Source organism: Actinophytocola xanthii (assembly GCF_001921205.1).
Taxonomy (GTDB): domain Bacteria; phylum Actinomycetota; class Actinomycetes; order Mycobacteriales; family Pseudonocardiaceae; genus Actinophytocola; species Actinophytocola xanthii.
Map to the genome: position 1 here is coordinate 112,015 of NZ_MSIE01000013.1, position 21,829 is coordinate 133,843.

The following is a 21,829-nucleotide window of genomic DNA, read 5'->3' on the forward strand; positions in this document are numbered from 1 at the left end:
GCGTCCGCACAGTCCCGGTCGATGGGCTTCGTGATCCAGGTCGTCGCTGGCAAGGCGGAGGGCAGGCCTCGTACCGGGTTGTACTTGGCCTGTCCCGACAACGCGGTCAGCGGCGGGCTGGGCGCGAAGACCGCGATCGAGGGCTGTGCGGACGTGCCCTGGGGCGCTCGTCGATCACGTCCCACGACGCGGGATCAGTGGCGGTAGATCGCGTAACTGAACCGGTCCAGGACCAGCCGCCCGTTCTCCTGTCGCACGTCCCGGCCCAGGACCAGCTCTCCCGGCACCGAAACGTCCACCGTCCTCGGCGCGAAGCTCGGGTTCACCGCCACCGTGAACTCCCCACCTCGCCGGTACACGAACGGATACCCCGGGTGCACGATCTCCACCGCGCCCCCCGCCCCCAACGACGGATGGGCCCGACGCAACGCGATCAGCTCACGGGTCAACGTCAGCAACGACCCCGGCTCCGCCCGCGCGTCGGCCACGTTCGGCCGCTCGGCCGACGGGTGCGCGGGCAGGTACGTGACCTCCGGATCCCCGCCGTCCCACAGCATCGGGGTCCGCGACCCGGCCCGGTTGTACCCGGCACGCGGCGGTCCCAGCACGCTCCCCTCGACGTCGGGCAGCCCGGGCAGGTACGGCGTGCCCAACTCGTCGCCGTAGTAGATGGCCGGCAGGGTCTGCCAGGTCAGCAGGAACACCATCGCCGCCCGGGCCTGGTCGGCCGTGCGGCTGCCGGCGACCAGTCGGGGGAAGTCGTGGTTGGCGGTGGGCAGGATGATGTGCCCACTGTCGCCGATCACGCCGGTCGCGGTCGCCCACTCGGCGAGGAAGTCGGCGATCGAGCCGGCCCCGGACGGGTCGAAGTAGCACGGCCGGGTGCGCCAGGTGTCGTCGTAGACGGCGCCGTTGTGGAACAGCGAGCGGAACGCCTGGCTGGACCCGAAGTGCAGGAAGAAGTCGGCGTGGAACCCGGCCGGGACCGACACCTGCGGCTGGGCCCACTCGCTGAGCAGCACCGCCTCGGGATGGGCGGTGTCGATCCAGCCGCGCAGCTCGCGCCACAGTTTCGCCGTCTCCACCTTGCCGGCGTCGTCCTTGACCAGCGACGAGGCCATGTCGACCCGGAAACCGGCGACGCCGGTCGCCAGCCAGTGGTCCATGATGTCGCGCAGCGCCTGCCGGTTGGCCCGGGGACCCTCGGCGTCGACCGGCTGCCGCCAGGGCTGCGACTCGTCCATCCGCCCGTAGCCGAAGTTCAGCGCGGGCTGCACGGGGAAGAAGTTCGGCAGGTAGAAGCCCTCCCGGCTGCCCGGCGAGGGCTGGAAACCCGGCTCCGGGCGGTCCGACCAGATGAAGCGGTGGTCGGTGGGGTCGTTCGCCGAGTGGACGAACCACGGGTGCTGGTTGGAGGTGTGGCCGGGGACGAGGTCGAGCAGCACCCGGATTCCGCGCCGGCCGGCGGAGTCGACCAGCTTGGCGAGGTCGTCGTTGCTGCCGTAGCGCGGGTCGATCCGGTAGTAGTCGGCGACGTCGTACCCGGCGTCGAGCATGGGCGAGACGAAGCAGGGGTTGAGCCAGACCGTGTTCACCCCGAGCCAGGCCAGGTAGTCCAGTTTGGACTCGATGCCGTTGAGGTCGCCGATGCCGTCGCCGTCGCTGTCCGCGAAGCTCTGCGGGTAGATCTGGTAGAGGACGGCGTCGGACAACCAGGCGGGCATGCATGCTCCTCGTTCGTCGGCACCTGCCTTTCGGACGGTACTCGACGGCCCGCAGAATGTGCGGGGTCGAGCTGATCGGTCGGCCGGAACGGGCAGGAAGGGGACCTCGTGCGCGAGCTGACCGGTGGCCGTCTGCTGCGCAGGTCCCTGGCACGGCACCGGGGCCGCCTTCTCGGCGGCGCCGTGCTGGTGTGTGGGCACCAGGTCGCCGAGGCGCTGGTCCCGGTGATGATCGGGGTGATCATCGACCGGGCCGTGGGCACCGGCGACCTGCCGGCCCTGGTCTGGTGGGTGCTGGCGTTGTGCGCGCTGTTCGGCGCGCTGACCGTGTGCTGGCGGGTCGGCACCCGCCACCTGGTCGTCGCCGAGCAGCGGGAGGCCCACCAGCTGCGCGTGGAGGTGGTGGAGCGGGTGCTCGACCCCCGCGGCCACCGCACCGGCATGCGGGCCGGTGAGGTGCTCCAGGTCGCGACGTCCGACGCGGAGCGCTCGGCGGAGGTGGTGCACGGGGTGTCGCTGGGGGCGGCCGCGCTGGTCGCCCTGGCCGTGTCGGCGACGGCGCTGCTCACCGTGGACGTGCCGCTCGGGCTGACCGTGGTCGTCGGCGTCCCCGTGCTGGTCGCCGGGCTCCAGCTGCTCAGCCCGCTGCTCACCCGCCGGTCCACCGCCGCGCAGGAGAGCGCCGGCGAGACCACGGCGCTCGCCACCGACCTGGTGCGGGGGGTGCGTGCGCTGCGCGGCATCGGCGCCCAGGACAACGCGGCGGAGACCTACCGCGCGTCCAGCCGGGGGACGCTGCGGGCGAGCCTGCGCGCGGCCACCACCAACGGCGTCTACCTCGGCATCACGACCGCGGCGAGCGGGTTGTTCCTGGCCGTCGTCGCCGGGTTCGCCGGGTGGATCGCGCTGGCCGGGCGGATCACGGTCGGCGAGCTGGTCGCCGTGGTCGGCCTGGCGCAGTTCGTCGCCGAGCCGGTGCGGTTGCTCGGCACGGCCGGCCAGCTGCTCGCCCGGGCCCGTGCCTCGGCCGCGCGGCTGGCCCGCGTGCTCACCGCGCCGGCCGTGCTCAGCCCGGGCACGCGCACCGAGGTGCTGGCCGCCGGCGTCGCGCTGCGCGGGGTCGGCTACCGCACGCTCGACGGCCTCGACCTGGAGCTGGGTCCCGGTGAGACGGTCGGTGTCGTCGCCTACGACCAGCGCGACAGCGACGCCCTGCTCGAGCTGCTGGCCGGTGCCGTACCCGCCACCGACCACACCGGACGGGTGGAGGTCGGCGGTGTGCCGGTTGGCGAGCTGGACCTGGACACGGTGCGCGCGGCGGTGCTCGTCGAACAGCACGACGTCGCGCTGTTCGAGGGGACGCTGCGGGACAACCTGCTCGCGGGGGCCGAGCGCCCGCCGGAGGCCGTCACCGCGGCCGTCGCGGCCGCGGCCGCCGACGACATCCTGGCCGCGCATCCCGACGGGCTCGACCGCTCGGTGACCGACCGCGGCACCACGCTGTCCGGCGGGCAGCGCCAGCGCATCGGCCTCGCCCGGGCGCTGGCCGCCGACCCGTCGGTGCTCGTCCTGTACGAGCCGACGACTGCTGTCGACACCGTCACCGAGGAACGCATCGCCGAGGGCATCGCCCGGGTGCGGGCCCACGCCAGCACCCTGCTGGTCACCGCCAGCCCGGCGCTGCTCGCGGTGGCCGACCGGGTGCTGGTGCTCGACGGGGGCCGGGTGACCGCGTCCGGCACGCACGCCGACCTTGCCCAGTCCGACCCCCGCTACCGCGCGGCGGTCCTGCGATGAGCGCGCGGGAGCTGTTGCCGATCGCGCCGCCGGGGCGGACCTGGGCGATGCTGTGGTCTGAGGTGCGGGTCACGCCCTGGCTCGGCGTCGCCACCGTGCTCACCGCGGTCGGCGCGAGCGCGGGCGGGCTGGTCGCCCCCTGGGTGCTCGGTGTCATGGTCGACGACATCGCCGGCGGTGCCGGCCAGGACGCGGCCGTGCGTGCCGCGGTGGTGATCGGGGTGGTCGCGGTGGTCACCGGCGTGCTCACCGGGCTGTCCGCGGCGCTGCTCAGCCGGTTGGGGGAGACGGTGCTGGCCCGGCTGCGTGAGCGGGTGCTGGACCGCATCCTGCGCCTGCCGGCGCCTACCCTGGACCGGGTCGGCACCGGGGACCTGCTCTCCCGCGTCGGTGACGACGTCTCGGTCGCGACGACGGCGCTGGTCACGACCGGGCCCCAGCTCGTCGGCGCGCTGCTGACGATCGTGCTGACCGCCGGCGGCATGCTCGCCCTGGACTGGCGGCTCGGCCTCGCCGGCCTCGTCGCCGCCCCGATGTACGTGCTGGCCGTGCGCTGGTACCTGCCCCGCTCCGGCCCCTTCTACGCGCGTGAGCGGGTGGCGGTCGGCGAGCGCGCGGAGGCCATGGTCAGCTCGTTGCAGAGCGTGGCGACCGTGCGGGCCTACCGGCTCGAGGGCGCGCACACCGCTGCCGTGCGGGAGCGCTCGCTGGCCGCGGTCGACCTCTCGATCGGGGTGTTCCGGCTGGTCGCGCGGCTGGTGGGGCGGATGAACCGGGCCGAGCTGGTCGGCCTGGCCACGATCCTGGTGACCGGGTTCCTGCTGGTGAGGGCGGACGCGGTGACGGTCGGCGCGACGACCGCCGCCGCGCTCTACTTCCACCGACTGTTCAACCCGATCGGGGCGGTGATCTTCGAGTTCGACCAGGTCCAGGCGGCCGGGGCGAGCCTGGCGAGGCTGGTCGGCGTGGCCGAGCTGGACCGCCCGGGACCGGTGGGGGAGACCCGCGAGCCGGTCGACGGTCGGCTGGAGATCGAGGGCGTCACGCACCGCTACGGCGACGGGCCCCTGGTGCTCGACGGCGTCGGGGCCGTGATCGCGCCGGGTGAGCGGCTCGCGGTGGTCGGCTCGACCGGGGCGGGCAAGACGACGCTCGCGGCGATCGCCGCCGGGCTGCTCGACCCGGTGGCGGGCAGGGTCTGCCTCGGCGGGGTGCCGGTGGGCGAGCTGGACCGTGGCCGGCACATCGCGATGCTCAGCCAGGAGGTGCACGTGTTCTCCGGGTCGCTGGTCGCCGACCTGCGCCTGGCGCGGGCGGACGCGAGCGTCGAGCAGGTGCGGGAGGCGCTGGCGCTGGTGGGCGCGGCGGACTGGGTGCGTGCCCTGCCGGCCGGGATCGACACGGTTGTCGGGGAGAACGCCCACCGCCTCACCGCCGCGCAGGCCCAGCAGCTGGCGCTGGCCAGGCTGGTGCTGGCCGACCCGACGGTGGCGATCCTGGACGAGGCGACCGCGGAGGCGGGGAGCGCCGGAGCGCGGGAGCTGGAGCGAGCCGCGCTGGCGGCGACCCGGGGGCGGACGACGTTGGTCGTCGCGCATCGGTTGACGCAGGCGGAGCTGGCCGACCGGGTGCTGGTCCTCGAGCACGGGCGGGTGGTGGAGACGGGGACGCACGCGGAGCTCGTCGCGGCCGGTGGGCGGTACGCCGAGCTGTGGCGGAGCTGGACGGGAAGCGGGAGCCGCGGGTAGCGTCGGCGCGGTTGAATGCGCTTACAGGAGGCTTATGGGCGCCCCGACGGTCTATGACGTGGCCGAGCGTGCGCAGGTGTCGATCGCCACCGTGTCGCGGGTGTACCGCAATCCTGGCACCGTCCGGCCGCAGACCCGGGAGCGGGTGCTCGCGGTGGCGCGTGAGCTGGGGTACGTGCCCAGCGGCAGCGCGCGCGGGCTCGCCAGCCGCGCCACCGGGGTGCTGGGCCTCTGCTTCCCGGACTACGCCGACCCGGAGGTGGACGGCGACGAGGGCAGCGACGACCCGGAGCACACCCTCTACGCCGACGAGATCACCCGCGGCATGGAGCGCGCGGCCCGGCGCCATGGATACGCGCTGCTGATCGCCGCCTCCCTGGCCGGCGGGCCGGAGAGCCTGGTCGCCACGGTGGCCGGGCGGGTGGACGGCTTCGCCGTGCTGGCCCGGACCGTGCCGACCGAGGACCTGGAGATCATCTCCCGGCGCCTGCCGGTGGTGATGATCGCCGGCCCGCGGGAGATCGACCACCTCGACCACCTCGAGGTCGCGAACGACGAGGGCGAGTTCGCGATGACCACCCACCTGATCGCCGACCACGGTCTCACCCGGCTGGCGTTCCTCGACGGTGCCGCCGACTCCCCCGACGCGCGGGCCCGCTTCCGCGGCTACCGGCGCGCCCGCGCCGCGGCCGGCCTGCCCGCCCCCGACGAGCCCGACGCCAGGGGCGACTTCACCCAGGCCGGCGGCCGGCTCGCGACCGAGCGCCTGCTGGCCGGGGTCGACCGGCCGCCGCAGGCCCTGATCTGCGCCAACGACCAGATGGCGCTGGGCGCCCTGCAGACCCTGGAACGCCGGGGGATCCGCGTGCCGGACGAGGTCGCGGTCGTCGGGTTCGACGGGATCCCGCTCGGCCGGGTCGTGCGGCCCGCGCTCACCACCGTCACCCAACCCATGCGCAAACTCGGTGAGACTGCGGTGGACCTGCTGGTCGAACGCCTGCGCGAGCCCGACCGCGAGCCGCGCTCGGTGCTGCTGCCGGTCACCCAGACGCGCCGGGCCAGCTGCGGGTGCGGCTAGGCGGTCGCGGCGCTCACACGTGCTCGGTGAGCTTGGCCAGGGCGTCCTGGCCGTGGCCAGCCTCGACGGCGCGGCGGAACAGGGCGAGCACCTCGCGCTGCACCCCCGCGCTCAGCCCGTTGGCCTCCGCTGTGGCCACGATGTGCTCGAGCGTCGAGGTGGCCGAGACGATGTTCGCGTCGTCGCCGTCGAAGCGGGCGGCGTCCAGCCGGGCGGCGTGGTCCTCGACCATCATCGGCAGCAGCCGGCCGATGCCCGCGGCGAACGGGGCCAGCTCGCCGGCCTTCACGTCCTCCGCGGCCGCGAGCGCGAACGCGTGGGTCATGCCGGCGACCGAGGTCCAGAACAGGTCGAGCAGCGCGACGTCGTAGGCGGCCGCGCGGCCGGGGTCGGTGCCGAGGTAGGTCGCCGTCCCGCCCAGGGCGGCCAGGGTCCCCTCGTGGGCACGGTAGACCGGCTCGGCCCCGCTGAGGAGCAGGACCGCCTCCGCGGTGCCGATCGACGGGACCGGGGTCATGATCGCCCCGTCCAGGTAGTCGACGCCGTGCCCCGCCGCCCAGGCCGCGGTGTCCCTGGCCGCCCGCGGGGTGTCCGCGGAGAGGTTGACCAGCGTCCGCCCGCGCAGTGTGTCGGCGACCGGATCGAGGATGGCGTGCACCGCCGCGTAGTTGATCACACAGGCGACCACGAGCTCGCTCGCGGCGAGGGCCTCGGCCGGGTCGCCTGCGGCCCTCGCCCCGCGCGCGAGGAGGTCGTCGGCCTTGCCGGGGGTGCGGTTCCAGACCGTCGTCCGGTGGCCGGCGGCGAGGAATGCGGAGGCCAGCGCGTGGCCCATCGGTCCGAGACCGAGCACGGTCACGGTTGTCGGGTTCGTCATGCGGCTACGCTAAAAGTTCACATCGGTGTCAGAGTCAAGGGAGAACGATGCGCATCGGGGAGCTGGCGCGGCGGACCGGGGTGAGCGAGCGGTCGCTGCGGTACTACGAGGAGCAGGGCCTGCTGCACCCGCGGCGCCGGCCCAGCGGCTACCGCGTCTTCCAGGAGTCCGACGTGGACACCGTGCGGCACGTCCGGGTCCTGCTCTCCGCCGGGCTCGGCACCGCGACCATCGCCGAGGTGCTGCCGTGCATGGTCGACACCGGCGACGGGCTCGCGCCGGGTTGCCCCGAGCTCGTGGCCGAGCTGAACCGGGAGCGGGAGCGGATCACCTCCGCCATCACCGGGCTGACCAGCGCGCGGACCCTGCTCGACCAGGTCATCGCGGCCGCGCCGGCCGACGACGCGGCCTACGGGGAATGGGTCGCCGCGCACGCCTAGTTGCGTATAACCCCTTAAGGGGGTACATATAGGGGTATGCCAAAGGTCAACGTGTACCTCCCCGACGAGCTCGCCGACAACGTCCGGGAGATGGGGCTGCCTGTCTCCGCCATCTGCCAGCGCGCGCTCGAGCAGTCGGTCAAGCGCGTCGGGGCGATCCGGGCGGCCGCGGTGGGCGATTTGAGCGGCCCCGATGCCACGGCCGCGCTCACCCTGTTCACCCAGCGCGCCAAGGACGTGATCATGTTGGCGGTCCGGCGGGCGCACGAGCGCGGCGCCGCCGAGATCGGCAGCCGCGACCTGCTGCACGGCATGATCAGCGAGGGCGGCAACCTCGCCCTGCACGTGCTCCGCTCGATCGAGGTAGACCCGGCGCAGGTGCTGCGCGAGGTCGAACGCCTCGAGACGGGGGACCCCGGCGGGCCGGCCGTCCGGATGAGCCGTGCCGCCGCCCACGCGCTCGAGCTGACCGTCGTGGAGGCCATCGTGCTCGGGCACAACTACGTGGGCTGTGAGCACCTGCTGCTCGGCCTGGTCGCCGAGCCCGAGGGCAGCGCCGGCGCGGTGCTGCGCCGACTGGGTGTCGACACCAAGACCGCCCGGCAGGCGGTCGCGGCCGCGCTCGCGGGTTACCTGCATCTCCAGGCCAACCAGGCCAACCAGGCCAACCAGGCCGCCGGCGCGACCTCGGTCGCCGCGGCGGTGAACACCGCGGTCACCCAGGCTCTCCAGCCCGTGCTCACCCGTCTGGACCGGCTGGAGGAGCGCGCCGGCCTCACCGGCGGCGACTCCTAGGGCACGTCCGCACAGCCCTCGATCGCGGTCTTCGCGCCCAGCCCGCCGCTGGCGGCGTTGTCGGACAGGCCGAGTACAACCCGGTACGAGGCCCGCCCTCCGCCTTGCCAGCGACGACCTGGATCACGAAGCCCATCGACCGGGACTGCGCGGACGCGCCCTAGTCGTCCTCGACCTCGGCCTGGGGGCGTCCACCCGCGCAGCGTAGGCGGACCTCGATCTCCCGCTCCCCGGACCGGAACTTCACCGAGGGGTGGTCGTCGACCCGGCCGGTGTCATCGGAGTCCACCCGGAAGCCGAGCACCGGCGTCGCCTGGAGCACCTGCACGCCGCCGGGGGCGCAGCGGGAGATGACCGTGCCGCCCGGTGTCGTGGTCGTCGTGCTCCTCGCGGACTCCCGCTGTTTCGGCGGGGAGGTCCGGCCGGGCGAGGCAGGGGGTCGGCTGGCCGAGGTCGTCGGCGGCGGCGATGTCGGCGGTGGCGTCGTGGTGTCGGCGCGGCGGCTGGCCAGCTGGGCGTCCACCTCGGACTCGCTGAGCGGGGTGCTGCCGCTGCCGAGGAGGTCGGTTCCGATGGCGCCGACGGCGGTCAGGCCCACGGCCGTGGCCGCCGCCGCGGCCACGAGCCACAGCAGCACACCGGTCGTGATCCGTCCTCCTCGCACGCCTCGAGTATGCCGGCGCCGATGGTTAAGAGGGTCCTAACGCCGGCCTATCGGCCCGCTGTCGCGGCTGTGGCCGGGAGGCACCGGCACTAGTGTTCGACCACATGGCCCAGGTACTCGTCGTCGAGGACGACGCGACCATCCGCTCCTCGATCATCCGCGGGCTCACCGAGCGCGGGCACGCCGTGGTCTCCGCGCCGACCGCGATGGCCGGGCTGGAACAGGCGGTGAGCACGCGACCGGACGTCGTCGTGCTCGACCTCGGGCTGCCCGATCTCGACGGCACGGCCATGCTGCGCATGCTCCGCGGGGTCTCCGACGTGCCGGTTGTGGTGGCGACCGCGCGGGACGACGAGAACGAGATCGTCACCGTGCTCGACGCCGGCGCCGACGACTACGTGGTCAAGCCGTTCGGGGTGGCCCAGCTCGACGCGAGGATCCGGGCGGTGCTGCGCCGCGGCACCGAGGAGCCCGCCGACCGGACGGTCGGCGTGGGAGAGCTGCGGGTGGACCCCCGCTCCCGCCGGGCCTGGCTCGGCGAGCGTGCCCTGGAGCTCACCCCGCGCGAGTTCGACCTGCTGTACTACCTCGCCGCGCGCGCCGGCGAGGTGGTCAGCAAGCGGGAGCTGCTGACCGAGGTGTGGCAGCTGCCCTACGGCGGCGCGGACAAGACGGTCGACGTCCACCTGTCGTGGCTGCGCCGCAAGCTCGGTGAGACCGCGCAACAGGCCCGGTACCTGCACGCGGTGCGTGGCGTCGGCGTCCGGCTCGCCGCGCCGGGGGAGTGAGCGCCGGTGCGCCGCCGGGTGCTGCTGCTCGTCGCGGCCACCACGACCCTCGTGCTCGTCGCGTTCCTCGCCCCGCTCGCGTTGCTGGTGCGCAACGTCGCCGTCGACCGTGCGGTGCAGGGCGCGACGGTCGAGGCGCAGGCGCTCACCTCGCTGGTGGCGACGACCGACCGGCAGACCCTCGAGCTGGCCGTCGACCAGGTCAACGCGACCTCCGACTACGAGGTGACCGTCTTCCTCGACGGCATCCAGCTCGGCTTTCCCGCCGAGCGGTCGCCGCTGGTCGCGTTGGCGGAGGGGGGCACCAGCGAGTCCGCCGAGGTGCCGGGCGGACGGGAGATCGTGTTCGCCGTCGACCGGCCGAGCGCCCCGGCGGTGATCCGCTCCTTCGTGCCCGACGCGGAGCTGTCCGCCGGCGTGCCGCGCGCGTGGTTGCTGCTCGGCGGGCTCGGCGTGGGGCTGCTGCTGGTCAGCCTGGTGGTGGCGGACCGGCTCGCCCGCACCTTCGTGCGGTCCACCGTGGACCTCGCGGCGGTCTCGCACCGGCTGGGCCGCGGCGAGCTGGAGGCCAGGGCCGACCTGTCCGCGCCCGGTGAGCTCGGTGTGGTCGCCGCCGCGTTGAACGGCCTCGCCAGCCGGATCGCCGAGGCGCTGCGTGAGGAGCGCGAGACGATCGCGGACCTGTCGCACCGGGTGCGGACGCCGCTGACGACGTTGCGGATGGAGGCCGAGTCACTGCCCGAACCGGACGCGGAGCGGATCGTCGCGGGCGTGGAGGCGGTGAACCGGGCGGTGACCGAGGTGATCCAGCAGGCCCGGCGCCGGGCCGGCGCGGAGCAGGCGGTGACCGACGCGGCGGCCGTGGTGCGCGCCCGGGTCGAGTTCTGGTCGGTCCTCGCCGAGGACACCGACCGGGAGCTGACCGTCCACATCCAACCCGGTCCGCTGCCGGTCGCCCTCGGCAGCGCGGACCTCGAGGCCTGTGTGGACGCGCTGCTGGGCAACGTGTTCGCGCACACCCCGCACGGAACCGCGTTCGCCGTGCGGCTGGCGGCGGTGCCCGGCGGCGTGGAGCTCGTGGTCGCCGACGCCGGTCCCGGCCTCCCAGCCGGCCCGGTGCTCGAACGCGGCGTCAGCGGGTCGGGCTCCAGCGGACTGGGCCTGGACATCGTGCGCCGGGCGGCCGAGCGCACCGGCGGGTCGGTGCGCCTGGGACCCGGGCCCGGCGGAGGGCTGGCCGTGGTCGTGACGTTCTTAGCGGCGCCTTAACCGTCGGCCAGCGCGCCGCTAGGGCGCGGAGCGAGAACGTGGTGGGGACGGATTTCCACGAGGAAGGGAACCACCATGAACCGCACGACACTCGCCGTCGCGGCGGCCGCCGGCGCTCTCGTCGTCTCCGGCGGCGCGGCCGTCGCCCCCGCTACCAACGACGGCACGCCCCCCACGGTCAGGGTCCAGCCCGCCGGCTCGACCACCTCCGACTCCCCGACGTTCACGACCTCGCCGACGACCTCCGGGTCGAGCGCGGAGTCGACCTCCGGGTCCACCTCGGACAGCCCCACCCCGACCACGTCGGCGCCGGACGGCACGCGGCTCGGTGCCCAGGACGCGGCACGACTGGTGGTCGAACGACTCGGCGGCGGTCAGGTGCGGAAGGTGGAGCGCGAGGTCGAGCACGGGCGCATCGAGTGGAAGGTCGAGGTCACCAAGGACGGCGTCACCTACGACATCCGGGTGGACGCCGAGACCGGGGACTTCACCAGGGTCGACACCGACGGCGACCGCGGCGGCGACGATGACCGTGGCCGGGGCGGCGATGACCGTGGCCGGGGCGGCGGCGACGACCGCGGGCGCGGGGGTGACGACGACCGTGGCCGTGGGGGTGACGACGACCGTGGCCGTGGGGGCGACGACGGCGGGAACTCCGGCCGTGGCGGCGGTGACGACAAGGGCGGCGACCGTTGATCGTTCGCCGGCGTTAATCTCGCTGTTTGTGCATCGAGGCATCACGGTCCGTCGCACGGACGCGATCCACCTCGCCCGCCACGCCACGCAGCTCGAAGCCCTGTACCGGCGCTGCTTCGCCGAGCCGCCCTGGCGGGAGACGGCCGAGCGGCTCGCCGGGTTCCGGGGACGCCTCACCGCGCACCTCGGGCGGGCCGGCTTCGTCGGCCTGGTGGCCGTCGAGGAGGCCGGCGGCGAACGGGTCAGCCTGGTCGGCGCGGTCTACGGCTGGCCGGCCGGCCCGGAGCTGGCCTCCGGCACCACCTTCGACGACGCGCTGGCCGCCGCGGTGCCGTCCGCGGTGGCCGGCCGGCTCGTCGCCCCGGCGCTGATCGTCGCCGAGCTCATGGTCCGGCCGGACCGCCAGCGCCGGGGCATCGGGCGCGCGCTGCTGGCCCGGTTCACCGCCGGCTGGCCCTCGGCCTGGCTGTGCACCCACCCCGACGCCCCGGCCGCCGGGATGTACCGCCGGGACGGCTGGCGCGAGGAAGCCGCGTTCGTCGTCGAGGGGTGCCCGATGGTCCTGTTCACCTGGCGGGCCCGGTGAGGGGAGGGGCACCGTGCCAGGCGAACGGGGCGAGCTGCTCGTCCAGCGGGGCCGCGGTCAGCCTGTTGGCCAGTGTGGACAGTGTGTAGGTGCCGATGCCGAGCACGACCTCCAGTGCCTGGCGGTGGGTGAAGCCGTTGGCCAGGAAGGCCTCCAACCGCTCGGCGTCCACGTCACCCGCGTGCTCGAGCACGTCGAGGGTGAACCGTCGCAGGGCCTCGAGCCGGGACTCGGGCAGCGCGGTGCCGGCACGCAGGGCGGCCACGAGGGCGGTGTCGGCGTCGAGCGCGGTCAGCTTCGCGGTGTGCATGGCCACGCAGACGTGGCAGCCGTTGCGGGTGGCGATCGTCATGATCAGCGTCTCGCGGGCCAGGGGGTCCAGCGTGGTGGCATCGAACAGGTCGCGCAGGCGCAGGAAGCCGTCGAGCAGCTCCGGTGCGGCGGCCATCCTGGCCACCGGCGCCGGCAGGTAACCCAGACGGCGGGCGGTGGCGGCCATGGCGCGGCGGGCGGCGGGAGGGGCGGTCTCGGGCGTGTGGTCCACGAACACGGGCACTCCAGTAAGTTAGTCAACGTGGTTGACGGAATGGTAAACCAGGTTGACGACAATGCGCCAGGGTACGAGCTGCCCCTGCTCCTGTTCGCCGGTTTCCGCGCGCTCATCGACGGGCTGCACGCCGAGCTCGCCCGGCAGGGGCACACCGAGGCGCGGCCGGTGCACGGGTTCGCGTTGCAGGCCGTCGGCCCGGACGGGGCGACCGCGACGGAGGTCGCGCGTCGCCTGGGGGTGTCGAAGCAGGCGGCCGGGAAGACCGTGGACCGCCTCGAGCGGCTGGGGTACGTCGAGCGCGTCGAGGACCGCGGGGACGCCCGCCGCAAGCTCGTCCGGCTGACACCCCGCGGGATCGACCTGCTCGCCCGCTCGGCGGCGATCTTCGACGAGCTGCGCGGGGAGTGGGTGCGTGTGCTGGGCGCCGGGCGGGTCCGCGACCTCGAGCAGGCTCTGCGCCGGGTCGTCCCGCCCGCGGCGATGCGGCTGGACGCGGCGGGCTGGTTCGGTGCGTGAGGTGATGCCGGTGCGGCCCGCCGAAAGTTACGATGTGATCACGCGACGGCGGGGGTGCTCGCCGTGACGGCCGTCCCCGAGCGGATCCGGTGGGCGGTCGAGGTCGTCGATCCGCGGCCGGGGGACCGCGTGCTGGAAGTCGGCTGCGGCCCCGGGGTGGCGGCCGGTCTGGTGTGCCGGCGGTTGGTGACGGGCCGGCTGCTCGCGGTCGACCGGTCCGCCATCGCGATCGCCCGGACCGGCGCGCGGAACGCCGAGTACGTGTCGGCCGGCCTGCTCGAGGTTCGTCGCTGCACGGTGGAGGAGCTGCGCGTCTCCGGTATGGACCGCGCGTTCTCGGTCGACGTCAACGTCTTCTGGACCGGTCCCGCCGAACGCGCGTTGGCCGCGCTGCACCGCGCGTTGCGTCCTGGCGGCGAGTTGTTCGTGCTCTACGGCGCGGGACCGGGTGACCGCGAGCGGATCACCCGGACCGTCGCGGCTGCCCTGGCCGGCCACGGTTTCACCGACGTGTCGGTGCTGTCCTCCGCGGCCGGTACGGGAGTGCGGGCAACCCGTGACCAGCCCGGGCACGTGTCGAACCCGGGGAACCCCAGGCCCGCCACGACAACCTGATCGGTCCCGCGGCATCGCCAACCCGCGCAACGTCGCCGTCCTGGCCGTCACGCGGGCTTGGTCGTCGGCTTGTCCGGTTCCGGAGCGAGCGTGGGCTCGCGCGAGACGACCGTGCCGTGTTCGTCCGCCAGCCACTGGTCGACCACGGGGTCCGTCACGTCCCCGCCCTGACGAAGATGTTCGGCGATGGCGCCCCTGAGCCGCGCGCTGCCGGCCAAGGTCCCGACCTGCAGCACCGTGGTGGAGAACCGAGAGCGTCGCAGCCGCACCGAGCCGGTCTCCTTCTCGACCGCGACGGGCGGCGCCGTGTGCACCACGACCACCCCCCAGCCGATCACCCTCATCGCGCGCAGCAGCAGCACCACTGGCAACGTCACGAGCAGCAGGGCCAGCTCGACCAGCGCGAGCACGAGCAGGACCAGCGTGAGCGCCAAGGCCGGAATGCCGATGAGAAGCACCAACTCGTCGGCCAGCCCGGGATCCATCACCTCGAATGCCCACCTCACCCTGGTCCTCCGCCGCCAGGCTCCGACCTGTCGACGGACCGTCCATTCGCCGCCCGCGGGATCGGTGATCTTCACCCCCTCATCATCTCCGAAGGCCGCCGGGCGGCCCGGCGGCCTGCGGAAAATCCATGGCACTTCCTTGCCCTGGCGGCGCCGGCTCGACCAGATCTCCGGCGGGCGGCGACGTGCGGGTCTTGCCCCTGTTCGACCCGCTCTGGTTCTGTGGACCAATGCGCCTTCTCGCCCGGCTCGCGGTCGTGGTCTCGTTGGCCCTGCTCGGTTTCGCGGCCCCGCCGGTCGCGGCGGCCGGGCCCGCCGTCACGGTGTTGCAGCTCAACATCTGCCACAGCGGAATCGCCGGGTGCTTCACCGGAGACGCGGTGATGGCCAAGGCGGTCTCGGTGATCTCCTCGGTGCGGCCGCAGGTGCTGTCGGTCAACGAGTCCTGTTCGGGCGACGTGGCGCGGCTGCGTGAGGCGATGGGGCCCGCGCGGGCGGTGTTCGTGGCCGCGCAGCGGCGCGACGGGACGCCGGTCCGCTGCGTCAACGGCCAGGAGTACGGCAACATCGTGATGGTCGCGGAGTCCCTCGCCGGCACCGCGCCGGCGACCGGCCGGTACGCGGCACAGGACAGCGGCAACGAGATGCGCGTATGGGCCTGCCTGCCGGCGGGGGCGCTGAGCGCGTGCACGACGCACCTGTCGGCCAGCAGCGGCTCCACCGCGCTCGCCCAGTGCCGCGAGCTGCTGGCGCGGGCGGTGACCTACGCGGCGTCCGCGCCGGTACTGGTGGCCGGGGACATGAACCTGCGGTATCAGGGCAGCCCGAACGTCCAGAGCTGCAACCCGGCCGGCTTCTACCGCAAGGGCGACGGCAGCGTGCAGCACGTGTTCGCCAGCTCGAACCTCGCCTTCGTCAGCGGGCGCACGATCAGCATGTCGGGGACGACCGACCACCCGGCCTGGCAGGTCACCGTGACCATGCCGTGACCAGGAGCCCGACCGGGGCGTCGGGCGGTCGGAATTGTCGTGCTCCGATGCGAACATGTGTTCGTGAGCGGAGCGACGATCCTGCACGCCGACCTGGACTCGTTCTACGCATCGGTCGAGCAGCGTGACGACCCCCGGCTGCGCGGGCGGCCCGTGATCGTCGGCGGCGGGGTCGTGCTCGCGGCGAGCTACGAGGCCAAGCACTACGGCGTGCGCACCGCGATGAGCGGCGGTCGGGCACTGCGCCTGTGTCCGCACGCGATCGTGGTGCCGCCGAGGATGTCGGCCTACAGCGCGGCGAGCAAGGCGGTGTTCGAGGTGTTCCGGGACACCACCCCGCTGGTCGAGGGCATCTCGATCGACGAGGCCTTCCTCGAGGTCGGCGGGCTGCGCAAGATCGCCGGGACGCCGGAGGAAATCGCCGCGCGGCTGCGTGCGGAGGTGCTCGAGCGGGTCGGGCTGCCGATCACGGTCGGCGTGGCCAGGACCAAGTTCCTGGCGAAGGTGGCGAGCGGCGTGGCCAAGCCCGACGGGCTGCTCGTGGTGCCGCCGGACGGGGAGCTGGAGTTCCTGCACCCCCTGCCGGTGGAGCGGCTGTGGGGGGTCGGCCGGGTGACCGCGGAGAAGCTGCACGCGCGGGGCATCACCACGGTCGGCCAGGTCGCCGCGCTGGCCGAGTCCACCCTGGTGGGGATGCTCGGCCGGGCGTCCGGTCGGCACCTGCACGCCCTGGCGCACAACGTCGACCCGCGGCGGGTCCGGGTAGGCCAGCGCCGGCGGTCGATCGGCGCGCAGCGCGCGCTCGGCAGGTCGCCCCGGACCAGGGCCGAACTCGAGGCGTTCCTGGCTGCCCTGGTCGACCGGGTGACCAGACGCCTACGCGCGGCCCACCGGGTCTGCCGCACCGTGGTGCTCCGGCTGCGCTTCGCCGACTTCGCCCGGGTGACCCGGTCGCACACGCTGCTCCAGTCCACCGATGACACCCAGCTCGTGCTCGACGCCGCCCGCCGCCTGCTCCGCGAGGCCATGCCGATGATCGACGAGCGGGGCGTCACCCTCATCGGCGTCGCCCTGTCCAACCTGGACCGCGAGAACGCCGTCCAGCTGGCCCTCCCCTTCCCGGGCGAGCCGGCGGGCTCCCTCGACGCCGCCGTCGACCACGTCCGGGACCGCTTCGGCACCGCCGCCCTCACCCGCGCCGCCCTCCTCGGCCGCGACCCGGGCATCTCGGTCCCCCTCCTGCCCGACTGACCACCGCGACGAGCCCAGCGATCCGGCGCGAGAAAGTGAGGTTGGGAAGCGGGGCCGCGGGGTACAGGGCGGGGTGGACGCGCGGGTCGGTCCGATGTGGATGATCGGTCGGCGCGCGGGTGCGTTCGGGGTGGTGTTGGGTTGAGCCGGGGGGCTCGAACTGGAGGAGGTGCCCGGTGACCGTTCTGGCCCAAACAGACCTGCGGCTGGACGCCAACGCCGTTGACTACGTCTTACTAGCACTGTACTTCCTGCTCGTCCTCGGCATCGGGTATCTCGCCCGGCGCCGGGTCTCCACGAGCCTGGACTTCTTCCTCTCCGGGCGGTCGCTGCCCGCCTGGGTCACCGGCCTGGCGTTCATCTCCGCCAACCTCGGCGCGATCGAGGTCATGGGGATGTCCGCCAACGGCGCCGAGTACGGCATGCCGACCGCGCACTACTTCTGGATCGGCGCTGTGCCGGCGATGCTGTTCCTCGGCATCGTGATGATGCCGTTCTACTACGGCTCCAAGGTGCGCAGCGTCCCGGAGTTCATGCTCCGCCGGTTCGGCAAACCCGCGCACCTGGTGAACGGGCTCAGCTTCGCCGCGGCTCAGGTGCTCATCGCCGGAGCCAACCTCTTCCTGCTCGCCAGCGTCGTGAACCTGTTGCTGGGCTGGCCGCTGTGGGTCTCGGTCATCGTCGCCGCGGCGATCGTGCTCAGCTACACCGCGCTGGGCGGGCTGTCCGCCGCCATCTACAACGAGGTGCTCCAGTTCGTCGTGATCGTGGCCGCGCTGCTGCCGCTGACGATCGTCGGCCTGTACAAGGTCGGCGGCTGGCAGGGCCTGGTCGACAAGGTGAGCGGCGGACCGGGTGGGCCGGAGCAGGTGAACAGCTGGCCCGGCAACCAGCTCACCGGTTTCGAGGACAACTTCCTGTCCGTGCTCGGACTCGTGTTCGGACTCGGGTTCGTGCTCTCGTTCGGCTACTGGACGACGAACTTCGTCGAGGTGCAGCGCGCGATGGCGGCCAAGAGCATGTCCGCGGCCCGCCGCACGCCGATCATCGGCGCGTTCCCCAAGATGCTCGTCCCGTTCATCGTGATCATCCCGGGCATGGTCGCCGGTGTCGCGGTCACCGAGATCGCCGGGGAGAACAAGGCGGCGCTGATCGCCGGCGACGAGGCGCCGAGCGGCGCCACGTTCAACGACGCGCTGCTGCTGCTGATGCGCGACCTGCTGCCCAACGGCATGCTCGGCATCGCGATCGCCGGCCTGCTCGCCTCGTTCATGGCCGGCATGGCGGCGAACCTCAGCTCGTTCAACACCGTGTTCACCTACGACATCTGGCAGACCTACATCCGCAAGGACCGGCCGGACGACTACTACCTGCGCGTTGGCCGCATCATCACGGTCGTCGCGACGGTGCTGGCGATCGGGACGGCGTTCATCGCCTCGACCTACTCCAACCTGATGGACTACCTGCAGCAGCTGTTCTCGTTCTTCAACGCGCCGCTGTTCGCGACGTTCCTGCTCGGGATGTTCTGGCGCAGGATGACCCCGACGGCCGGCTGGGCCGGCCTGGTCAGCGGTACCGGGGCGGCGCTCGTGGTGTTCTATCTGACCGAGTCCGACACCTGGGTGCTCCCGGGCCAGGGCGGCGCCTTCGTCGGCGCCGGCGCGGCCTTCGTCGTCGACATCGTGGTGAGCGTCGCGGTCTCCGCCGTGACCCAGCCCAAACCGGCGGCCCAGCTGGCCGGGCTGGTCTGGTCGCTCACGCCCAAGGAGGACCGGCAGCACACGGCGACCGGTGAGGACGCCGGCTGGTACCGCAACCCCGCCCTGCTCGCCGGGATCGTCCTGGTCGTGACGATCGCCCTCAACATCATCTTCTAGGAGGACCGATGGCCACCAGGACAAGCCGGTTCACCGCGTTCGACATCCGGATGATCATCGCCCTGCTCGTCGGGGTCTACGGGCTGGTGCTGACGGTGATGGGCCTTTGGGTCACCAGCGACGAGGAGATCGAGAAGTCGGCGGGGGTGAACATCAACCTCTGGGCCGGTCTCGGCATGCTCGTCGTCGCCGCGGCGTTCACGGGCTGGGTCGTGATCCGACCCCTCGGGGTGTCGGAGGAGGAGCAGCGGGAGGCCGTCGAGGCCGCCGACCGGGAGGACTGACCCGGGTTGACACCGGCCCCCTCGGTAGCCGGCGCGCGCCAGCCGCCGGGGAGGGCCGGGCGATCCCGCGGCTGTGTGGTTCAACGCACGGGATCTGGGCCGCGCCACGCCCGGGCATGCCACGGCCTTGCTCCTGTCTACCCGTGTACTCGCCCGTCAACCCATCCGCGGTTCCTCTTCGATCACCGGGTCCTCGTCGCCCTCCGGCTACCCGGTCGCGGGCGGGCGAAACCCCGCCGCGTTTCGTGCCCGGCACCCCGGGTAGTCGAGGGCATGACCGCTCAGGAGTTCGTGCCCCCGGACGCCGACCTCGAGCAGCTTCGTGCCGCGGCGGCGGGATGTCGGGGCTGTGACCTGTACCGCGACGCCACCCAGACCGTGTTCGGCGCCGGGCCGGGCGAGGCTCGCGTGCTGGTGGTCGGGGAGCAGCCCGGGGACCAGGAGGACCGCAGGGGCGAGCCCTTCGTGGGGCCGGCTGGGCGCCTGCTGGACAAGGCGATGGTGGAGGCCGGCATCGACCGCGACCTCGTCTACGTGACCAACGCGGTGAAGCACTTCAAGTTCACCCTGCCCGAGCGCGGCAAGCGACGCATCCACAAGACCCCCTCGCGGACCGAGGTCGTGGCCTGCCGACCGTGGCTGGACGCCGAGCTCGACGCGGTGGGGCCGGAGCTGGTGCTCTGCCTCGGCGCCACCGCCGCCAAGTCACTGCTGGGCCAGGGTTTCCGGGTCACCCAGGAGCGCGGAAGGCTGCTCGCGCTGCCGGACCGGGACGGCGTGCGGGTGATGGCGACCGTGCACCCGTCCTCGGTGCTGCGGGCGCGGAACCGCGAGGAGGCCTACCGGGGGCTCGTGACCGACCTGACCGCGGCGGCCCACGCCCTGCGGGAGACGGCGGCGCGGTAGCGGAAACCGAGCTGGCCGCGGACCCGGAGGTTCGCGGCCAGCTCGGTGGTGGGGTGAGGTGTTCGTGGTGATCCGGGGCTTACTGGACCACGCGCCGGTAGCGCTGCACGCGGCGCGGGCCGGGCAGGGCGAACCGGCGGATCAGGTAGGTCAGCAGCGCGCCGATCGCCAACCACATGATCGCGGCCAGACCCTCGTTGAGGAACGTCGCCAGCTTGGCGTTGTCCGGGGTGAACAGGCCGGACAGGCCCAGGTTGACACCCGAGGCCCAGCCGTCGACGAACGAGGCGAACCCGTTGGCCATGTTGGCCGACCCGAGCACCAGCACGATGTGCACCCCGAGCACGACGGCGAACATCCCGGTGATCACGTTGATGATCGTGCAGACGATGTTGACCGTGCGGATGCGCGTGTAGTCCGGGTTGGCCACCCCCTCCTCGACGATCTCGTCCTGGTAGGGGCCCGACCTGCGGGGCGCGGAGACCGGCGGCGGCTCCGGCGTGCGGGAGGCGGCCGGCGGGTGCTGCACCGTGGGCGGATCGGCCGCGGGGTACGGGTCGAGCCGAGTTCTGTCCTGTTCCTGCTCGTAGCGCATGGCTTCCTCACAGACCGGCGGGGACTTCCTGCTCCCGGGTACCCGGGTCGCGGCGGCCGGTAAACCCGGATTCGCGCGCGGTGTGCGGGTCGGGTCGGGGGCGGTTAGCCTCGGTGGCCGTGCGGGTCAGCGGGGCCGGGGTGCGGGCGGGGTGGCGGCGGCGGACGGCGGCACTGCGCCGGATGGCGTTGCCGATCGTCCAGTGCGGCATCGCGGCCGGGCTCGCCTGGATCGTCGCCACCGAGCTGCTCGAGCACAGCCGTCCGTTCTTCGCGCCGATCGCCGTGATCATCAGTATCGGGGTCGGGCTCGGCCAGCAGCGGCTGCGCCGCGTGGTGGAGCTCGTTGTCGGCGTGAGCGTCGGCATCGGCGTCGGGGACCTGCTGGTCTACGTGATCGGGACCGGGGGCTGGCAGATCGCGCTGGTCGTCGTGCTGGCCATGGGCGCGGCGGTACTGCTCAACGGCGGTCCGCTGATCACCCTGCAGGCCGGGTCCTCGGCCGTGCTCGTCGCCACGCTGCTGCCGCCGGGCGGGAGCGGCGGGCTGGACCGGATGGTCGACGCGCTCCTCGGCGGGGTGCTGGGGCTGGCAGCTGTCGCTGTGCTGCCCGGGAACCCGGTCGAGGTGACCCGGCAGCGGGTCGCGGGCCTCGTCGAGGCGGTGACCGCCGCACTCGTCGACGGGGCGGACGCCATCGAGCGTCGCGACCCGGAGTCCGCCTACCGGGCGCTGCGCGAGATCCGCACCCAGCAGCCGGTCGACGACCTCCGGGACGCGTTGCGCACGGCCAGGGAGGTCATGGCGATCACGCCGCTGCACCGGCGGCAGCGCACGGTGTTGCGGGCCTATACCGCCGCCGCCGACCCGTTGGACCACGCCCTGCGCAACTGCCGGGTCCTGCTGCGCCGAACCAGGTCGGCGTTGGCCGACGGGGAGGTCGTGCCCGAGGCCGTGCCGGCCGGGCTCCGGCGGCTGGCGCTGGCCGCCGCGCCGCTCGCGGACCGGCTCGGCCACGACGTCGAGGACGTCCGCGGCGCGCTGGCCGACGCCGCTGCCTCGGTCGACGGCGAGGACCTCACCGAGGCGGGTTTCTCGGCGCAGGTGGTCGCGGCCCAGCTCCGGTCGGTCGCCGTCGACCTCCTCCAGGCCACCGGGCTGCGCCACGACGAGGCCAGGTCCGCGCTGCCGGCGATCGACCAGGGGCCCCGGCAGTCGAGTTGAGAAGCCTTACGCTGGGGCGGAAAGAGCACGCCACCAGCGTCGCCATTCCATAAAG

Annotated in this window: 24 protein-coding genes; 18 read left to right on the plus strand and 6 right to left on the minus strand. The window is 73.5% G+C overall.

Annotated features, from left to right (window positions below; translation table 11 throughout):
- Window positions 1-21: 21 nt before the first annotated feature.
- Window positions 22-207: a hypothetical protein gene (locus tag BU204_RS38975; RefSeq protein WP_143229390.1), complete on the plus strand. Its 186-nt coding sequence runs from the start codon at window positions 22-24 to the stop codon at window positions 205-207.
- On the opposite strand, the gene BU204_RS09085 is transcribed toward BU204_RS38975, so the two are convergent.
- On the minus strand, window positions 195-1,724 hold the full coding sequence (locus BU204_RS09085) for an alpha-amylase family glycosyl hydrolase (RefSeq protein ID WP_075125146.1): 1,530 nt from the start codon (window positions 1,722-1,724) through the stop codon (window positions 195-197). The genes BU204_RS38975 and BU204_RS09085 overlap by 13 nt on opposite strands.
- Window positions 1,725-1,832: 108 nt before the next feature.
- Here BU204_RS09085 and BU204_RS09090 point away from each other — a divergent pair, with 108 nt between their 5' ends.
- The 3 genes from BU204_RS09090 to BU204_RS09100 are packed head-to-tail and all read left to right on the plus strand — an operon-like array spanning window position 1,833 to window position 6,347.
- Window positions 1,833-3,521, plus strand: a complete 1,689-nt coding sequence (locus tag BU204_RS09090; RefSeq protein WP_075125147.1) for an ABC transporter ATP-binding protein — start codon at window positions 1,833-1,835, stop codon at window positions 3,519-3,521.
- On the plus strand, window positions 3,518-5,269 hold the full coding sequence (locus BU204_RS09095; RefSeq protein ID WP_075125148.1) for an ABC transporter ATP-binding protein: 1,752 nt from the start codon (window positions 3,518-3,520) through the stop codon (window positions 5,267-5,269). The genes BU204_RS09090 and BU204_RS09095 overlap by 4 nt, the downstream gene beginning before the upstream one ends.
- A gap of 58 nt (window positions 5,270-5,327) precedes the next feature.
- Window positions 5,328-6,347, plus strand: coding sequence for a LacI family DNA-binding transcriptional regulator (locus tag BU204_RS09100; RefSeq protein WP_233159819.1), 1,020 nt, complete (start codon window positions 5,328-5,330; stop codon window positions 6,345-6,347).
- Window positions 6,348-6,360: 13 nt separating this feature from the next.
- Here BU204_RS09100 and BU204_RS09105 read toward each other — a convergent pair whose 3' ends face one another.
- Entirely contained in the window at window positions 6,361-7,224 is an 864-nt protein-coding gene (locus tag BU204_RS09105) for an NAD(P)-dependent oxidoreductase (protein ID WP_075125150.1), read from the minus strand.
- Window positions 7,225-7,271: 47 nt separating this feature from the next.
- On the opposite strand from BU204_RS09105, the gene BU204_RS09110 reads away from it, so the two are divergent.
- Both BU204_RS09110 and BU204_RS09115 read left to right on the plus strand, forming a co-directional pair.
- The gene (locus tag BU204_RS09110) at window positions 7,272-7,664 is read left to right on the plus strand and encodes a MerR family transcriptional regulator (RefSeq protein ID WP_075125151.1); all 393 of its coding nucleotides are present in this window, start codon (window positions 7,272-7,274) and stop codon (window positions 7,662-7,664) included.
- Between the two features lie 36 nt (window positions 7,665-7,700).
- Entirely contained in the window at window positions 7,701-8,459 is a 759-nt protein-coding gene (locus BU204_RS09115; protein ID WP_075125152.1) for a Clp protease N-terminal domain-containing protein, read from the plus strand.
- A 160-nt stretch (window positions 8,460-8,619) separates the two neighbouring features.
- On the opposite strand, the gene BU204_RS09120 is transcribed toward BU204_RS09115, so the two are convergent.
- Window positions 8,620-9,123, minus strand: a complete 504-nt coding sequence (locus BU204_RS09120; RefSeq protein ID WP_143229391.1) for a hypothetical protein — start codon at window positions 9,121-9,123, stop codon at window positions 8,620-8,622.
- 104 nt (window positions 9,124-9,227) lie between these two features.
- Between BU204_RS09120 and BU204_RS09125 the strand changes: the two genes are divergently transcribed.
- The 4 genes from BU204_RS09125 to BU204_RS09140 all read left to right on the plus strand — a co-directional run bounded on the left by BU204_RS09125 (window position 9,228) and on the right by BU204_RS09140 (window position 12,462).
- Window positions 9,228-9,911, plus strand: a complete 684-nt coding sequence (locus BU204_RS09125) for a response regulator transcription factor (protein WP_075125190.1) — start codon at window positions 9,228-9,230, stop codon at window positions 9,909-9,911.
- 6 nt (window positions 9,912-9,917) lie between these two features.
- A complete protein-coding gene (locus tag BU204_RS09130; RefSeq protein WP_075125154.1) occupies window positions 9,918-11,180 on the plus strand; it encodes a HAMP domain-containing sensor histidine kinase in 1,263 nt (420 codons plus the stop codon).
- A gap of 75 nt (window positions 11,181-11,255) precedes the next feature.
- On the plus strand, window positions 11,256-11,876 hold the full coding sequence (locus tag BU204_RS39965) for a PepSY domain-containing protein (RefSeq protein WP_075125155.1): 621 nt from the start codon (window positions 11,256-11,258) through the stop codon (window positions 11,874-11,876).
- Between the two features lie 28 nt (window positions 11,877-11,904).
- Entirely contained in the window at window positions 11,905-12,462 is a 558-nt protein-coding gene (locus BU204_RS09140; protein WP_075125156.1) for a GNAT family N-acetyltransferase, read from the plus strand.
- On the opposite strand, the gene BU204_RS09145 is transcribed toward BU204_RS09140, so the two are convergent.
- The gene (locus tag BU204_RS09145) at window positions 12,443-13,012 is read right to left on the minus strand and encodes a carboxymuconolactone decarboxylase family protein (RefSeq protein ID WP_075125157.1); all 570 of its coding nucleotides are present in this window, start codon (window positions 13,010-13,012) and stop codon (window positions 12,443-12,445) included. The genes BU204_RS09140 and BU204_RS09145 overlap by 20 nt on opposite strands.
- A 36-nt stretch (window positions 13,013-13,048) precedes the next feature.
- On the opposite strand from BU204_RS09145, the gene BU204_RS09150 reads away from it, so the two are divergent.
- Both BU204_RS09150 and BU204_RS09155 read left to right on the plus strand, forming a co-directional pair.
- Window positions 13,049-13,528, plus strand: a complete 480-nt coding sequence (locus BU204_RS09150; RefSeq protein WP_075125158.1) for a MarR family winged helix-turn-helix transcriptional regulator — start codon at window positions 13,049-13,051, stop codon at window positions 13,526-13,528.
- Window positions 13,529-13,591: 63 nt separating this feature from the next.
- On the plus strand, window positions 13,592-14,143 hold the full coding sequence (locus BU204_RS09155) for a class I SAM-dependent methyltransferase (protein WP_158073423.1): 552 nt from the start codon (window positions 13,592-13,594) through the stop codon (window positions 14,141-14,143).
- A 47-nt stretch (window positions 14,144-14,190) separates the two neighbouring features.
- On the opposite strand, the gene BU204_RS09160 is transcribed toward BU204_RS09155, so the two are convergent.
- Complete coding sequence (locus tag BU204_RS09160) at window positions 14,191-14,649, minus strand: hypothetical protein (RefSeq protein ID WP_143229394.1); 459 nt, start codon at window positions 14,647-14,649, stop codon at window positions 14,191-14,193.
- A 230-nt stretch (window positions 14,650-14,879) separates the two neighbouring features.
- On the opposite strand from BU204_RS09160, the gene BU204_RS09165 reads away from it, so the two are divergent.
- The 5 genes from BU204_RS09165 (at window position 14,880) to BU204_RS09185 (ending at window position 19,956) form a co-directional block, all read left to right on the plus strand.
- Window positions 14,880-15,638 carry an endonuclease/exonuclease/phosphatase family protein gene (locus BU204_RS09165; protein ID WP_075125161.1) on the plus strand — a complete coding sequence of 253 codons (759 nt, stop codon included), beginning with the start codon at window positions 14,880-14,882 and terminating at the stop codon, window positions 15,636-15,638.
- 57 nt (window positions 15,639-15,695) lie between these two features.
- Entirely contained in the window at window positions 15,696-16,889 is a 1,194-nt protein-coding gene (dinB, locus tag BU204_RS09170) for a DNA polymerase IV (protein ID WP_075125162.1), read from the plus strand.
- Window positions 16,890-17,065: 176 nt separating this feature from the next.
- Window positions 17,066-18,766: a sodium:solute symporter family protein gene (locus BU204_RS09175; protein ID WP_075125163.1), complete on the plus strand. Its 1,701-nt coding sequence runs from the start codon at window positions 17,066-17,068 to the stop codon at window positions 18,764-18,766.
- Window positions 18,767-18,774: 8 nt separating this feature from the next.
- On the plus strand, window positions 18,775-19,050 hold the full coding sequence (locus BU204_RS09180) for a hypothetical protein (RefSeq protein WP_075125164.1): 276 nt from the start codon (window positions 18,775-18,777) through the stop codon (window positions 19,048-19,050).
- A gap of 273 nt (window positions 19,051-19,323) precedes the next feature.
- Window positions 19,324-19,956, plus strand: coding sequence for a UdgX family uracil-DNA binding protein (locus BU204_RS09185; protein ID WP_075125165.1), 633 nt, complete (start codon window positions 19,324-19,326; stop codon window positions 19,954-19,956).
- A gap of 79 nt (window positions 19,957-20,035) precedes the next feature.
- Here BU204_RS09185 and BU204_RS09190 read toward each other — a convergent pair whose 3' ends face one another.
- Window positions 20,036-20,551 (minus strand): hypothetical protein, encoded by a 516-nt coding sequence (locus BU204_RS09190; protein WP_233159821.1) that lies wholly within the window; start codon window positions 20,549-20,551, stop codon window positions 20,036-20,038.
- A 119-nt stretch (window positions 20,552-20,670) separates the two neighbouring features.
- Between BU204_RS09190 and BU204_RS09195 the strand changes: the two genes are divergently transcribed.
- A complete protein-coding gene (locus BU204_RS09195) occupies window positions 20,671-21,774 on the plus strand; it encodes an FUSC family protein (RefSeq protein ID WP_233159839.1) in 1,104 nt (367 codons plus the stop codon).
- Window positions 21,775-21,829 lie beyond the last annotated feature (55 nt).